The organism is Vibrio sp. B1FLJ16 (assembly GCF_905175385.1).
In the GTDB taxonomy this organism is placed as follows: Bacteria; Pseudomonadota; Gammaproteobacteria; order Enterobacterales; family Vibrionaceae; genus Vibrio.
The window spans coordinates 1025103-1040333 of the sequence record NZ_HG992749.1; the positions used below are offsets into that span (position 1 = coordinate 1025103).

At 44.6% G+C, this 15231-nt stretch carries 16 protein-coding genes; 8 read left to right on the forward strand and 8 right to left on the reverse strand.

What is annotated here, in order from left to right; genetic code table 11:
- Nucleotides 1-100: 100 nt before the first annotated feature.
- Nucleotides 101-2092, reverse strand: a complete 1992-nt coding sequence (locus KHN79_RS04720; RefSeq protein WP_182008250.1) for a methyl-accepting chemotaxis protein — start codon at nucleotides 2090-2092, stop codon at nucleotides 101-103.
- Nucleotides 2093-2406: 314 nt separating this feature from the next.
- On the opposite strand from KHN79_RS04720, the gene hinT reads away from it, so the two are divergent.
- The 7 genes from hinT (at nucleotide 2407) to KHN79_RS04755 (ending at nucleotide 8832) form a co-directional block, all read left to right on the forward strand.
- A complete protein-coding gene (gene hinT, locus KHN79_RS04725; protein WP_182008249.1) occupies nucleotides 2407-2757 on the forward strand; it encodes a purine nucleoside phosphoramidase in 351 nt (116 codons plus the stop codon).
- Between the two features lie 330 nt (nucleotides 2758-3087).
- A complete protein-coding gene (locus tag KHN79_RS04730; protein WP_182008248.1) occupies nucleotides 3088-4485 on the forward strand; it encodes a hypothetical protein in 1398 nt (465 codons plus the stop codon).
- Nucleotides 4485-4877 carry a YcfL family protein gene (locus KHN79_RS04735; protein ID WP_182008247.1) on the forward strand — a complete coding sequence of 131 codons (393 nt, stop codon included), beginning with the start codon at nucleotides 4485-4487 and terminating at the stop codon, nucleotides 4875-4877. The genes KHN79_RS04730 and KHN79_RS04735 overlap by 1 nt, the downstream gene beginning before the upstream one ends.
- Nucleotides 4878-4949: 72 nt before the next feature.
- Nucleotides 4950-5540, forward strand: coding sequence for a penicillin-binding protein activator LpoB (gene lpoB, locus KHN79_RS04740; RefSeq protein WP_182008246.1), 591 nt, complete (start codon nucleotides 4950-4952; stop codon nucleotides 5538-5540).
- A 24-nt stretch (nucleotides 5541-5564) separates the two neighbouring features.
- Nucleotides 5565-6440 carry a thiamine kinase gene (thiK, locus tag KHN79_RS04745; protein WP_182008245.1) on the forward strand — a complete coding sequence of 292 codons (876 nt, stop codon included), beginning with the start codon at nucleotides 5565-5567 and terminating at the stop codon, nucleotides 6438-6440.
- A 75-nt stretch (nucleotides 6441-6515) separates the two neighbouring features.
- Complete coding sequence (gene ycfP, locus KHN79_RS04750) at nucleotides 6516-7055, forward strand: alpha/beta hydrolase YcfP (protein WP_182008244.1); 540 nt, start codon at nucleotides 6516-6518, stop codon at nucleotides 7053-7055.
- Between the two features lie 487 nt (nucleotides 7056-7542).
- A complete protein-coding gene (locus KHN79_RS04755; protein ID WP_182008243.1) occupies nucleotides 7543-8832 on the forward strand; it encodes an NAD(P)/FAD-dependent oxidoreductase in 1290 nt (429 codons plus the stop codon).
- Nucleotides 8833-8914: 82 nt separating this feature from the next.
- Here KHN79_RS04755 and KHN79_RS04760 read toward each other — a convergent pair whose 3' ends face one another.
- Together KHN79_RS04760 and rnt are read right to left on the reverse strand one after the other, a co-directional pair.
- Entirely contained in the window at nucleotides 8915-10240 is a 1326-nt protein-coding gene (locus KHN79_RS04760) for a Na+/H+ antiporter family protein (RefSeq protein WP_182008242.1), read from the reverse strand.
- Nucleotides 10241-10264: 24 nt separating this feature from the next.
- Nucleotides 10265-10909 (reverse strand): ribonuclease T, encoded by a 645-nt coding sequence (gene rnt / locus KHN79_RS04765; RefSeq protein ID WP_182008241.1) that lies wholly within the window; start codon nucleotides 10907-10909, stop codon nucleotides 10265-10267.
- Nucleotides 10910-11224: 315 nt separating this feature from the next.
- Here rnt and KHN79_RS04770 point away from each other — a divergent pair, with 315 nt between their 5' ends.
- Nucleotides 11225-12106: an OmpA family protein gene (locus KHN79_RS04770; protein ID WP_182008240.1), complete on the forward strand. Its 882-nt coding sequence runs from the start codon at nucleotides 11225-11227 to the stop codon at nucleotides 12104-12106.
- 71 nt (nucleotides 12107-12177) lie between these two features.
- Here KHN79_RS04770 and KHN79_RS04775 read toward each other — a convergent pair whose 3' ends face one another.
- The 5 genes from KHN79_RS04775 to rsxG all read right to left on the reverse strand — a co-directional run bounded on the left by KHN79_RS04775 (nucleotide 12178) and on the right by rsxG (nucleotide 15230).
- Nucleotides 12178-12612 carry a DUF2753 domain-containing protein gene (locus KHN79_RS04775; RefSeq protein WP_182008239.1) on the reverse strand — a complete coding sequence of 145 codons (435 nt, stop codon included), beginning with the start codon at nucleotides 12610-12612 and terminating at the stop codon, nucleotides 12178-12180.
- Nucleotides 12613-12735: 123 nt separating this feature from the next.
- A complete protein-coding gene (gene gloA / locus KHN79_RS04780; RefSeq protein ID WP_182008238.1) occupies nucleotides 12736-13152 on the reverse strand; it encodes a lactoylglutathione lyase in 417 nt (138 codons plus the stop codon).
- Between the two features lie 33 nt (nucleotides 13153-13185).
- Nucleotides 13186-13827 (reverse strand): endonuclease III, encoded by a 642-nt coding sequence (gene nth, locus KHN79_RS04785; RefSeq protein WP_182008237.1) that lies wholly within the window; start codon nucleotides 13825-13827, stop codon nucleotides 13186-13188.
- Nucleotides 13828-13905: 78 nt separating this feature from the next.
- Entirely contained in the window at nucleotides 13906-14598 is a 693-nt protein-coding gene (locus KHN79_RS04790) for an electron transport complex subunit E (RefSeq protein WP_182008236.1), read from the reverse strand.
- Nucleotides 14595-15230 carry an electron transport complex subunit RsxG gene (rsxG, locus tag KHN79_RS04795; RefSeq protein WP_182008235.1) on the reverse strand — a complete coding sequence of 212 codons (636 nt, stop codon included), beginning with the start codon at nucleotides 15228-15230 and terminating at the stop codon, nucleotides 14595-14597. The genes KHN79_RS04790 and rsxG overlap by 4 nt, the downstream gene beginning before the upstream one ends.
- Between the last annotated feature and the right edge of the window lies 1 nt (nucleotide 15231).

Here is a 15231-nt window from a genome sequence, read left to right on the forward strand (position 1 = left end):
ACGGCCTTTAAAAAACAAGGGCGACCTCATAAAAAGTCGCCCTTATACAGTTGGTTGAACCTGTGAAATATCGGTGTTTTTCTAGCCAGCGCCGCGGAGATTATAGCTTAAAGCGGTGTACCAGCTCGTTTTGCTGATGTGCCATATGAGTTAGAGACTCACTGGTTTGGGCTATGTTTGACATCGCCTGGTAGCTCTCATCAGCGATGTTGTTGATATCTTCTATATTGCGAGCGATGTCTGCAGACGTTTCACTCTGCTCTGCTGCTGCTTGTGAAATATGAGTGCTCATCTGGCTGATTTCGATAATCAATGCCTGGATCTCTTCCATCGAACTATTGGCTTTCGAGGCTTGCTCGACAGACAGTTCCATATCATCCATACAACTTTGAATCACGTGGTTAGCGGACTGCGAGCTGGACTGAAGGTTACTGATCATTGACTCAATTTCAATTGTCGACTGTGTCGTTCTGGAAGCCAGCACGCGGACTTCGTCTGCGACTACGGCGAAGCCTCTTCCTTGCTCACCTGCGCGAGCCGCTTCAATCGCAGCATTAAGTGCAAGCAGGTTGGTTTGTTCTGCGATGTTACGGATCACATCCAGAATTGAGCCTATCTGGCCGCTCATTTTCTGCAGTTCAGAAACGGCGCTGACAGATTCATGTAAGCGGGTTTCCAATTGGTTAATGGTTGTGATATTGCCGCTCATGATAGTGCGGCCTTCTTCAGATGCTGACTCAACGCGTTTGACCATCTCCAGTGAACCTTGGGCACTCTGCGCAACTTCCTGAACTGAGTGTGACATCTCAGTCATCGCTGTGGCAACATTGGCGGTTTGCTCACGTTGGGTGCTTAATTGCGTTTGCGCCTGAGAAGAGGTGTGCTCATTGGTTGCAGCTGTTGAAGAGAGGTTTTCGGACGCCTCGTTCAGTTTAACTAGAATGTCGTGCAGGCTATCGGCCAAGGTGTTGATATGACCACTCACGCGACTAAACTCGTTCTTGAAGCGAATATCAATTCGCTGCGTCATATCACCTTCTGTAAGGCTTTCAAGTGCAGTAAGAATTCGATTTAATGGCTCTCGTACGCTCTGTGCAATGTGATAGCCAATTGCCGTAGCAAACAGCACAACAACCACACCAATGATTATCGCTTTAGTTACACCTGCGGAGTAGATATCTCCCGCTTCTGTCAGAGATTCGTTTAATTTATCTGTCGCAGTTGTGTTGAACAGTTCCAGAATAGTCATTGTTGAATCGACTTTGTTTGTAAGATTAGCAATGTTGTCATACAAAGCCGCGCGAGCTGCCAGATAGTTATTGTGTTGATCCAAAACCCCGCCGCGTTGGCCTACGTCACGAGTAAATTGCTCTACAGATTCACCAAAGGCTTTTTCAAGGGCCGGTAATTGAGTAACTAAACCACGGAATGCGTAGTTTAGGTGTGTAACCGCTTTGCGGTTTTTTGCGACCGCTTCGGTTACAAATGCAGAGTTAGAACTTGCTAATGCATCAGAGGTAATAACTTCCGCGTCTTTCAGTTTAATGAAGTAACTTTTCGCCATTACTTTTACTGAGATACTGGACTGGTCATCAACGTACTCTTTCAGTCCAACTGAAAGTTGAGTATTCAGTTGTTGGAAGCGACGAGAGGATTTTTGTACCTCTTCCTGAGCCGCGAACATTGACTCGTAATTGTCCATCGCCTCAAGTGCTTCAGTAAAGTAGCTTTGCTCTAGCGTCTTTAGTTCCGCAAATGGCTCAGCAAGAGAAGGGTAGATCATACTAGCCGATTCAAGCTCGCTCAGAGTGGATTCAAATTGTTGTTGAGATTTGGCAAATTCCTGACGCATTTCATCCATGCGTTCTTTATTCTCGGTGGTCAGGAAGTCTTTAAAAGATTTGTCTGCAGAGAGAAGTTCAACACTGGTTTGGTTTGATAGAGATACGAGTGGTAATGATGACTTTGATACGGTCTGAAACTTACCGTGAATGTCCTGCATACCGCCCATCATAATGGCAATAGTGACTGCAAATAGGATGATGATCAGTGCGAAACCTGCATACATCCGTTTAATAACTGAACCTCGCATAAGTGAGCGTCCTCTCCCGATATATAGACAAACAAGTATCCAAATGACGTTAAAGCGCAGGGTAAGACCGTTCGGAACAGTTCAGGCAAGCGTTTCAAGGTAATTTGGAGATAATTTATAATTGTCTTAAAAAAGTAACAAAATTCATTGAATTGTATTTAGTCTGGGACGCACATTTTATGACGCACACGACAAAAATAGTCTTGGCTTAAACAACTTGGTGAGTAATGTTAAGTGAACACTGTTTTTATTGAGCTCTGCTTTGGCTTGGAGCATACTAAATGGGTCACACAATCTTATTAAATGGAGTCCCCATGCCAGAAGAGACTATCTTTAGCAAAATTATTCGTAAGGAAATCCCTGCAGACGTTCTTTACCAAGATGATTTAGTCACTGCTTTTCGTGATATCAACCCGCGTGCGCCTAGCCATATTCTTGTCATCCCAAATAAGTTGATTCCGACAGTTAATGATGTAGAAGCTGAAGATGAAGCGATGCTGGGAAGACTATTTACAGTGGCGAAGAAGCTAGCCAAAGAAGAAGGCATTGCTGAAAACGGTTACCGCTTAATTGTGAACTGTAATCCACATGGCGGACAGGAAGTTTACCATATCCACATGCACCTCTTGGGTGGTCGTCCTTTAGGCCCGATGGTACTGAGCTAAACGACTTTAAACGGGTGGTGTAATATACCTAAGTAACCTCAAGATGCTGGTTCAGCGAGAATTTATTCGCTCTTAGGCAAGGCACTGATTTGAATACATAGTTACTCTACGTAGAAAATCAGCAACGTAGCATAGGAGCGAATAAAACTCGCCTTTCAGGAGCTCATTAACGAGCCCATCTCAACGCTCAATAACGTTGAAAGAGAATAACCATTCCTACCGTTATTAAGCTTGACCTGAACTCGTTAATGAAGCTCTGAATCCTGCATCTTGAAGTCACTTAGGTATACGACCCGGTTTCTTTCTGAGTACACATTTGCGGAGATAAATGTGAAATTAGGTTTGAAGCTGTTCGGGCTGATTAGTTGGGCTCTTATGGCGTCTGGTTGTGCTAATTTATCTGCTGGTAACCTGTTTAGCCATTACAGTAACCAGAACCAAGAAATGTATCAGGCCGTGGTTGCCGGAGAATATGTCAAAGCTGAGCAACTTCATACAGAAGATGTTGGTGGTGAGATACTTGGCCATTTTGAAAAAGGTCGTCTCTCCTTTCTTGCCGAGGATTATCAGAGCAGCCTCAGCGCATTCAAAGTTAGTGATCGTGCAGTCCGTACTCAGCAAGAACGCGCCATAATTTCAATCTCTGAAACGGCCATAAGTACCGGTTCCCTCGCTCTCAATGACAACATCAGAGATTATCACCCTGCTGATTATGAGCTGGGCTTTTTACATTTATACCTTTCACTTAATTATTTACGGAAAAATGATTTAGAAGGAGCATTAGTCGAGGTGCGCCGGGCTAATCAGGTGCAAGAAGCTGCCAGAAAATCGCGTGAAAGCGAGTTACTCGCGGCAGAAAAAGATCTTAAAAATCAGGGTATGTCCGCGAACCTTGGAAGTGTACTGGCCAGATACCCTGATGCGGGGAAAAAACTCGGCGCAGTACAAAATGGCTATTTGTTTTACCTTTCTGGCTTGTTGTATGAAACTTCACGCGATCTTAATAGTGCCTATGTGGATTATCGTCGTGCATTGGCTGTAATGCCTGATAACCCGCAAGTCATTGAAAGTACGATGTACGTGGCGCAGAAACTTGGTATGCGTGAAGACCTTCGCTTACTGGAAAAACGCTATGGAAAAGCACCTTCAGGTTTGAGTAAGACACAAGGCCGTGTGATTGTGTTCGATGAGCAGGGGGTGGTTGAAGCTCTCAATGGATGGCGCATTGATTTACCGATTTACGACAGCAGCAACCGATGGGCAATCTACTCGTTAGCGTTACCTTATTATGCTAATCGAAGTTCACAGCGCTTTGCTGATGTCAGCCTTAATGGCACCCAACTCAACTCCAGTACACTGACGGATGTGAATGCGATGGCGCAAAACGATCTCAATGAACGGTTGATGAGCATGGTGTTCCGCCAGGCGATACGGGTTTGGGCGAAAGACCGTATCCGCAAAGAAGCGACTAAGAACGGTGACGATGTTGGTAATCTTCTGTTTAACGTTTGGAATATGTTGACTGAGCAACCAGACACCCGGAGTTGGCAAACGTTACCCGGGCAGGTGAAAACGGCATCACAAATCGTGGAGCCGGGAAGACAGAACTTGAACTTAGGTGACCAAGTCTATCAATTTGATGTACCTGCGCAGCAAACGACATTGGTTTGGGTTTCGCGTCAGGGGACTCATTCTACGGTGTGGCATAAGCAATTAGGGAGGTTGTAATGAGAGTGTGGTTGATTGGGTTCGCGATGATGTTAGGTTTGACCGGATGCGCAAGTAACACTGCCGGTATCCGAATTGATGGCCAGACGCAGCAAGTCTTTTTTAACGACAACGTATTAGGTAGTCGACTTTTAGTTGATAGCATCAGGACGACTTATATTGATGATCGCGCAAGAGGCGTCGTCCAGTTAAGCAGTAACTATCAGGGAGACCAACATATCCTTTACCGCTTTTATTGGTATGACAATAATGGCCTGGAAGTGAATGCCCAACCAGGCCCGTGGCGCAAAATGATAGTGCGTGGTTTCGAGCCAGTTACGCTTTCTGAAGTCACTGTGAATCCAAATGGCACGCGATTCCGAGTGCAAATCAGAGAAGCACAAGATTATTAACCCCAGCTCGGGATAATTAAATTTGCTCTGCGCCTTGAGCGTGTGGGTGTTGGATGAAACTAAGGAACTTTCATGAAAAAAAGTATTATTGCTCTTTTAGGTCTTGCCGTCATTCTGGGCGGTTGTTCTAACAAGGTCACTTACGGTGATGCCCAAAGTGTGGAAACCACAACCATTGACTTTGGCTCAACCGACCTGCAAACAATTGCGGCCGAAATGGTTGATAGCATGATGATGTCTGGCTCGGTCGCAGCAATTACTCGTGACCAACGTCCAATAGTGTTTGTTGAGCGCATTAAGAACAAAACCAGTGAGCATATTGATACTGAATCTATTACCGATACGATTTCTACCAAGATGCTGAACTCTGGTAAGTTCCGTTTTGTCGATATGGATCGCGTGGAGTCTGTTCGTCAGCAGTTAAACTTCCAGAATACCGATGAGTTGGTTAATCAGAGTACAGCGATTCAGTTTGGTAAAATGGTCGGTGCTCAGTACATGCTTTACGGCAACTTATCGAGTATTGTGAAGAATGCCGGAAGCGATAAGGATGTTTACTACAAAATGACCATGCGACTTATGGATCTGGAAACGGGCCTGATAGAGTGGGCGGATGAAACTGAAATTCGTAAAGCTCAGTCAAAGAGCCTGTTTGGTCTCTAACCGGTAAGTCAGGGGAAGTTATCAATGGCACTGTTTTCTTGGTCGCAGGCAAAAGAGCTGGACCCAACCCTTAATGCTCTTGATGACTTTTTCAGTGAGCCTCCGGTGAAAGTGCAAACCCTTACCGGAGGATTGACTAACCGCTGCTGGCGTTTGCAGAGCTCTGATGGCTCTGCTTATGTCTGGAGGCCTTTAAGTAAAGTATGCAAAGCATTTTTCATTTCTCGTCATAACGAATATCAGGTTCTCAATGCTATTGGACCTCTCGACATCGGCCCTAAGCCAGTTCTCTTTCATGAGCAAGGCTTGCTTGTTGAGTGGATTGAGGGCAAGACACTCACCAATGTTAGTATAAATCTGGACGAGTTATTGTCCGTTGCAGCGACTATCCACCAGTCTCCTTCAAATGTTATTTCTGTTGTTCCTTTCTCTTATCTCTCGCGAATTGACCATTATTGGCTAGAATTAGGCGGAACATACTCGGGAACCGAGTTTGAGTTGCTCTATAAGAAGTGGCGCAGCGAACCGAGCATAGAGGCGATTCCATTGGCTCTGTGCCATTTTGATTTAGGTTGCTACAACCTGGTGAGAAATGGTGACGGTATAAAAGTGATTGATTGGGAATATGCGGGGCTGGCAGATCCCAGATTAGATCTGTTCATTACACTGCAAGTTGCAGATGCACCTCTTGAAGACTCTGTAATTCGGTATTGTGAAATTCGGAACATTGAGAATGTCCCTCTCTGGTTGGAAGGGGTAAGAGCTTGGCAACCAAGGGCTTTAGTCATGGCGATGCTTTGGTACTTACTTGCTTATCAATTATGGGGAGATGAACAATACTTAATCAGTGCGAACGAGTTGAGAGACTTATTGGGTATAAACTGTTTTGAGAACTTGTGATATTTTCCCCTTTGAGAATAAGGGAATAGTGTTAGCTTTAAAATAAGTACCAGATATAGACAGGGAGAGGTACAGATGATTATTTACTTGCACGGCTTTGACAGTACTAGCCCGGGTAACCACGAAAAAGTTCTACAACTACAATTCATTGACGATGATGTTCGCTTCATCAACTACAGCACTCTTCATCCGAAGCATGATATGCAACACCTTCTTAAAGAAGTGTCGAAGGTCATTGACCAATCTGACGACCCTAATCCGTTAATCTGTGGAGTCGGTCTGGGTGGTTATTGGTCTGAGCGAATTGGTTTTCTTTGTGGAATTAAGCAGGTGATGTTTAATCCTAACTTGCATCCGGAAGATAATATGGCCGGACGGATTGACCGTCCTGAAGAGTACGAAGACATTGCGACGAAATGTGTCGATCAGTTCCGTGCAAAAAATCAAGGTCAGTGCTTAGTTATTTTGTCGAGAGAAGATGAAGTTCGCGACAATAAAATCACAGCCGCAGAACTAGAAAAGCATTACCCTATCATCTGGGATGATACTCAAACACACAAGTTCAAAAAAATATCCCACCATCTGCAACGGGTCAAGGAATTCAAGAACACCTAGATTCGCACAATTTTCTACTTTTGATCAGCACTCTTTTGAGTGCTGACTTTTTATCTGGTTCTCCAACGGAGGATACAGTTTGGATTGTATGAATAATGTTTCTGGCGAAAATCTTGTGGCACATATATTACCTCCCAAACTAATCGAAAAGTAGTCAATCCGCGTGTAGAGTAAGGATTTTGGTTGCCTTCAAAACATGGCTCTATATAATTAGCGCATTAAAATAAATTGATAAATGTCAAAAAATTAATGAGAGCGAGTATCAATTCGCCCGTTATTGTCCGGAAGTTTACTCCTGACGCTGTAATAGATGCATACTAAATCATTGATAAAAACAAATAAGAAACAAAGCATCTGTTTTTAATCCAAGTAAATTGAGACACCTCTAAGAACCAAGAATTCATCGGCTGGATGCCTCACATCAGTATGACTGATTGTCTGGCATCGGGCTGAACACATTTATTCATTTTTGTAGAGGAAAATCATTGTGACACGCATTATCGTAGTAGGTGGCGGTGCTGGTGGCCTGGAACTGGCAACTAAGCTTGGCCGCACTCTTGGTCGAAAGAAACGTGCTGACATAACGCTGGTAGACCGTAAAGCGAGCCACTTGTGGAAACCGTTGCTACACGAAGTAGCAACCGGATCATTAGACGAAGGTGTTGATGCGCTCAGCTACCGTGCTCATGCAAAGAATCATAGTTTCGACTTCCAGATGGGTAGCCTTCAGGACATTGACCGTGAACGCAAAGTTATCACGTTAAGTGAACTTAAAGATGAACACGGCGAGCTACTGATGCCAAGCCGCGAACTGGAGTACGATATTCTGGTGATGGCGATCGGCTCTACTTCAAACGATTTCAATACCCCTGGTGTTCGTGAAAACTGTATTTTCCTGGATAGCCCGGAACAAGCCCACCGATTCCGCAGTGAAATGAACAATGAGTTCCTCAAACTTCATGCGAAAAGTGGTCAGGGTACGGTTGATATTGCCATTGTCGGGGCTGGTGCAACGGGTGTGGAACTTTCAGCAGAGCTGCATAATGCGATCAAAGAGCTGCGTGCATACGGTTTTGGTGACCTGGATTCAAGTAAGCTTAATGTCAACCTGATAGAAGCCGGTGAGCGTATTCTTCCTGCTCTTCCTCCTAGAATTTCAGCTGCTGCACACCAAGAATTAGTTAAACTTGGTGTAAATGTCCGAACCTCTACGATGGTGACAAAAGCGGAGAAAGACGGGCTGACGACCAAAGATGGTGAGAAGATTTCGGCTAAGATCATGGTTTGGGCCGCAGGTATCAAAGCACCAGATTTTATTAAGGACATTGCCGGTCTGGAAACAAACCGTATCAATCAACTAGTCGTGAAAAACACGCTGCAAACAACACGTGACGATAATATCTTCGTAATTGGTGACCTGGCTCAGTGTACTCAGGAAGACGGAACGTTTGTACCGCCTCGTGCTCAAGCTGCGCATCAAATGTCAAGCCGAGCTTTCAGTAACATAGTTGCCATGATCAATGGTCGTGAGTTGAAAGACTACGTTTACAAAGATCATGGTTCTTTGGTTTCGCTGAGTCAGTTCTCGACCGTGGGCAGTTTGATGGGTAACCTCACTAAAGGCTCGATGATGGTTGAGGGACGCATTGCTCGGGTGGTGTATATCTCACTTTACCGGATGCACCAGATTGCGCTACACGGTCTGTTCAAAACCGGCTTGATGATGTTGGTTGGCCGAATCAACCGTGTACTGCGTCCTAATCTGAAATTACATTAATGTACTAATTTCAGATTTGTCATAAAAAGAAAAACCGCACAGATGTGCGGTTTTTTAGTATCTAAAACGTCAATACTCTTTATTAAAGAACCATTGCCGCAATCCAACCGAAGATGATCAGAGGGATATTGTAGTGGATAAAGGTCGGTACTACTGTTTCCCAAATATGTTCGTGCTGACCGTCAGCGTTCAGACCCGATGTTGGGCCCAATGTAGAGTCAGAGGCAGGAGAACCTGCGTCGCCCAGAGCTGCTGCGGTACCAACTAGTGCGATCGTTGCCATTGGAGAGAAGCCAAATGCCAGTGATAGCGGAACGTAGATGGTGGTAATGATTGGAATGGTAGAAAACGATGAGCCAATACCCATAGTAACCAGTAAGCCAACAACAAGCATCAGTAATGCAGCCAGTCCTTTATTGTCACCAATACTGGTAGATAGCGATTCAACTAGGGTTTCGACACCGCCAGTATTCTTCATTACAGCGGCAAAGCCTGCAGCAGCGATCATGATGAAACCAATCATGGCCATCATATGGACGCCTTTAGTAAATACGTCGCTTGTCTCTTTCCATGCAATAACGCCACCAAACGTGAAGACCATGAAGCCTGCCAGCGCACCAATGATCATTGAGCCGGTGTAAAGCTGGACGCCCAATGCGGCAACAATACCGATAGCCGCCACAAGGATATGTTGCTTGTTGATTTCGTGATGAGTATCGTGAATAACAGTTAACTCAGTCTCTTCGTAGATGCGAGGTTTTCTGTAGCTGACAAAAATCGCAAACAACAGACCGCAAACCATGCCTAAACCAGGTAGCAACATTGCTGTTGGAACCTGACTTGCAACAACATTTTCCAGACCGTTGTCATGCAGGTTCTTCAAAAGGATGTTGTTCAGGAAGATGCCACCAAAACCAATAGGCAGAACCATGTAAGGCGTAATTAAGCCGAACGTCAGTACACAGGCAATTAAGCGGCGATCCAGTTTAAGTTTTGCAAAGACACCTAAAAGAGGTGGGATCAAAATTGGAATAAACGCGATATGAACAGGGATAATGTTCTGAGACGACATGGTGACTAAAATTAGAGCTACCAGTACTACGTATTTCAGACCCGTAATTGAGCCTGAGCTTTCTTTGATACTGATACGTTTAATCACATCTCTGGCAAGTAGATCAGTGATACCAGATTTAGAAATCGCTACGGCAAATGTACCTAACATTGCGTAACTTAATGCGATAGTCGCTCCGCCACCAAGACCGCTTTCAAAAGCGGCAACAGTGTCACCTAAGCTCATTCCAGATATAACGCCACCTACAATGGCACTGAAGGTGAGGGCAACAACCACGTTTACTCGCATCAACGCTAATACGAGCATAACGCAAACAGAAATAACGACAGGATTCATACAACTTCCTATATATTGTGTTTATTATCCTTTATCAACAAGCGGCCAACCTCCTAGAGCCTTCCATTTGTTGACGATTCCGCAGAATAGTTCTGCAGTTTTTTGTGTGTCGTAAAGTGCAGAGTGCGCTTCACGGCTGTCGAATTCCATCCCTGCCGTTTTGCAAGCTTTGGCAAGAACCGTTTGTCCATAAGCAAGACCACTTAACGCGGCCGTGTCAAAAGTGGCAAAGGGGTGGAAAGGGACTCTTTTTAGTTTGCAGCGTTCATTCGCTGCATTAACGAAACCTAAGTCGAACGCTGCATTGTGTGCAACCATAATCGCACGTGAGCAGTCCGAGTCTTTTTGTTCTTTACGGATAAGTTTGTATATTTCTTTTAGCGCTTCTTGCTCAGAGACCGCACCACGTAGAGGACTGAATGGGTCACGAATGCCATTAAACTCCAGTGCTTCTTTCTCTAAGTTTGCGCCTTCAAACGGCTCAATATGAAAATGAATAGTGGATGCTGGATGCAAAACACCGTCTTCGTCCATACGAAGAGTGACGGCACAGATTTCTAAAAGTGCATCTGTTTGAGCATTGAAACCTGCGGTTTCAACATCAACTACCACAGGGAAATAACCACGAAAGCGTTTTTTCAGGGTCAGAGCTTCATTTTCTATTGTCATGTTGGCTTGTGCTTGAGTACAAAGGCGGCATTATTGCAGATTCTTCCGATGAGAAAAACTGCAATTTCGGATGAAACTACAATTCCCTTTTTGTTTTAATTAACAAAGGTGAAACACGTTGATTATAACCGGGAATGAGTAACGCCTTTTATTAGGGCGGATACCTAGCATTCACATTTGTAGTGCTGGCAAGTTCCAACGTATACGAATAATCAGTGTTAACTGCTTTTTGGCAGGAATTTTGCACATAGATTACTGTTTTTGAATTGATGCAGATTAACGGCAAAAGTGTGCCGTTTAAGAGAAAGTACGTAGATGAATAAATGGCTGATAACTGGTGGTGTTCTGACTTCATTGATAAGCTCGAACAGCTATGCGGAGTTTAGTAAGCGTTATGTTGCGACTCCTCAGCAGTCACAATGGGAAATGGTTGTGAATACGCCGCTAGAATGCCGACTTGTACATCCTATCCCTAACTTTGGTGACGGCGTGTTTTCGTCGCGTGCGAGTAAAAAAATCAATTTAGATTTCGAGTTAAAAATGCGTCGCCCTATGGGAGAGACCAGGAATGTGAGTCTCGTTTCTATGCCACCTCAGTGGCGGCCGGGAGAGCGTGCTAACCGTGTTACCGATTTAAAGTTTTTCAAACAATTTGATGGGTATGTTGGAGGGCAAACGGCTTGGGGTATTTTGTCTGAACTTGAAAAAGGGCGCTATCCGACGTTCAGTTATCAGGATTGGCAAAGTAGCGACCAAAGGATAGAAGTCGCATTGTCTTCGGTACTGTTTCAAAGTAAATACAATGCCTTTAGTGATTGTATTGCTAACTTATTACCCTACAGTTTTGAAGACATCGCATTCACGATACTCCATTACGAGCGTCAGGGTGACCAGTTGAACAAGGCGTCCAAGAAAAGGCTGTCGCAGATTGCAGATTACGTTCGTCATAACCCAGATATCGACCTGGTACTGGTTTCTACTTATACCGATTCGACCGATGGGAAAAGTGTCAGCCAGAATTTATCGGAAAGACGTGCAGAATCACTGAGCAGTTACTTTAAGTCTCTTGGGTTGCATAAGGATCGTATCCAGGTACAAGGATATGGTAAACGCCGACCGATTGCAGACAATAGCTCGCCAATTGGTAAAGATAAAAACCGAAGAGTCGTAATCTCTTTAGGCCGGACTGAGGTTTAGTCAGCAGTTAGTTCGATGCCGTCAGCCAGGTTCGACGCTGAAAGATCCATAACCGGCTTCTCGCCGTGCATTTAGTTCAGACGGAACTTAGCGATCACCTCACAGCTTGTCGCGGTGTTGATTTTTTCAACTTGCTTAGCGATAACCGGATTGGGATGTCGTTTCATGAAATCAATCAGGGCGTTAGTGCAGCAACCGATAGACTCAATAAAACTGCTACAGTCTTTATTCGGGCATTGGGGGATAAGTGTTAATACTTTTTCCGAAGCGAGCTGAAGGTATCTGAGCTCGTATTCAGTGTCTCCGGCCCAGCGCCAAAATTGCGCCAGATTATGACAAGAGATAACGGAAATTAAGAGACGCTCGTCAGCTTCGATTTCAACACACTCGCTGATATCTTCACTTAAGCTGAGTGCCTGCTGGTAGTGAAGAATACTGCGTATAGGATCATCTAACTGTAGGGCAGTATCCGCCAGAAGTGTGTGCTTTTCCCATTCACTGATCATTGTCATCTTTCCAAAGATAGAATTTGGGATAAATCTAAACGATAATTATTATCAAGTAAAGGGTTTTGTTTACAAATAAAAAGGCAGGGTTCAGACCTGCCTTTGAATATTATTGCGAAGAGTTTAACCTTCTAGACCAGCGGTAGCTTGTTTGTTCTGGATTAGCTCAATCATGTAGCCATCAGGATCTTTTACAAACGCAATGTGAGTACTACCACCTTTTACCGGCCCCGGCTCACGAGTTACGTTGCCACCTACCGCTTTGATTGCATCACAAGTCGTGTAGATATCGTCAACACCGATTGCAATATGGCCATAAGCAGTACCCAGTTCGTATTCTGTCTTACCCCAGTTATACGTAAGTTCAATCACAGCACCTTGAGACTCATCACCGTAGCCTAGGAATGCAAGTGTGTATTCGTACTCTTTGTTTTCGTTGGTACGAAGTAGCTTCATACCCATAACTTCAGTGTAAAACTTGATGGATTTGTCTAGATCACCCACGCGCAGCATGGTGTGTAGAATTCGACCGTTTGACATTTTTTACTCCTAGCTTTCATTATTCAAATAGCCTTAGCTATCTGGGTATACTTTCTCTTTATATTCGCACAAATCTTCAATAATGCAGCTACCGCAGCGTGGTTTTCTCGCCAGACAGGTATAGCGGCCATGAAGAATGAGCCAGTGGTGCACATCAAGCTTAAACTCTTTAGGCACCACTTTTAATAGCTTTTGCTCGACATCGTCGACGGTTTTACCCATCGCAAATTTAGTACGGTTCGAGACACGATAAATGTGTGTATCGACGGCAATGGTTGGCCAACCAAACGCAGTATTGAGTACTACGTTTGCTGTTTTACGGCCCACACCCGGTAACGCCTCAAGAGCGGCGCGGTCTTCTGGCACCTCACCGTTGTGTTTTTCCAGTAAGATCTTACAGGTTTTGATGGTGTTTTCGGCTTTTGAGTTAAACAGGCCAATGGTCTTGATATATTCTTTGAGGCCATCAACACCTAAATCAAAGATAGATTGCGGCGTATTAGCAATAGGGAATAATTTGTCTGTTGCTTTGTTGACGCTTACGTCGGTCGCTTGCGCTGATAATAATACCGCGATCAGCAGTTCAAAGGGTGAGCTCCAGTTTAGCTCGGTCTCAGGGTTTGGGTTGTTATCCCTTAATCGTTCTAAAATTTCTATTCTTTTATCTTTGTTCATTACTGACTTCCAGTACCGTCTTGGCGGTCTAATAAAAAGCTCTACGGCGGTAGAGCTTAATTTTTTATTCTGCTGATATTAAGCGTTGGTTACGCGGGCACGTTCAATCGCGGGTTTTTCTTCTTTTGGCTGACGCGCCTGAATCGAGCTGTCGATAATATTTTTAAGTGCGATCAAAAGACCAACACCGATAAAGGCACCGGGTGGTAATAGCGCCAAAAGGAAACTGCTGTCAAAGTGGAACACTTCGATTCGCAGAGACGCAGCCCAGTCACCTAAGAGTAAATCAGCACCGTCGAATAGTGTGCCGTTGCCTATAAGCTCACGCATAGAGCCTAAAACGACGAGGACACTGGTCATGCCTAATCCCATCCACAAGCCATCCAAAGCTGCTGGTAATACATCGTTTTTCGATGCATAAGCTTCTGCACGACCAATGATAATACAGTTGGTTACAATCAGAGGGATGAAGATACCCAGAGATAAATATAAACCGTAGGCGTAAGCGTTCATTAAAAGCTGAACACAAGTTACTAACGCGGCAATAATCATCACAAATACTGGAATACGAATTTCTTTTGGTACGTAGTTACGGATGAGAGATACCGTGACATTTGAACCGACAAGTACTAGTAGCGTGGCAATACCAAGGCCAAGTGCGTTTGTAATCGTAGACGACACGGCAAGCAGGGGGCACAAACCAAGCAATTGAACCAATGCAGGGTTGTTGTTCCACATGCCGTTTTTCATCAGCAGTTTGTTTTCACTCATTCGTTGCCTCCTGTGCAGTTTAGGGGCTGGCTGAGAATCTCATCACGAGATTGGTTTACATAGTTTACGGTGTTTCTCACCACTTTTACTACCGCTCTTGGGGTAATAGTCGCGCCAGTAAACTGATCAAAGTCACCGCCATCTTTACGGACTCGCCAGGAATTCCAGTTCTCTTCTGTAACCTCTTTTCCTGCAAAGCTAAGGATCCAGTCTGTCACGCGAAGGTCGATTTTATCACCTAAACCTGGAGTTTCTTGTTGGCTGAGAACCCGCGTACCAAGAACTCTGCCTTGGTTATCGATGCCAGTAATTACTTTAATCTCACCGTTGTAACCGTCTGGTGCGATAGATTCAATCGCGATTGCGCTTGGCTCGCCATTCTTTGTCGCGATGTACGCTGGCATCGGGTGTAATGTGCCGAGATCCGGCGAACTGACGAGAGTACAAGCCTGGGTCAAAGCGTTATCATGCATGGTTTCAGGGATGACCTGATTGAGTACTGACAGAAGCTGCTTTCGCTCCTGCATTTTTATTTGATCTTCAGTCAAGTACTGAGTCAATGCTACTAGCCCGGTTGTGGCACATGCAAAGATCGCCAGTGTCAGACCATTTTTTCTAATTGCGGTTAGCATG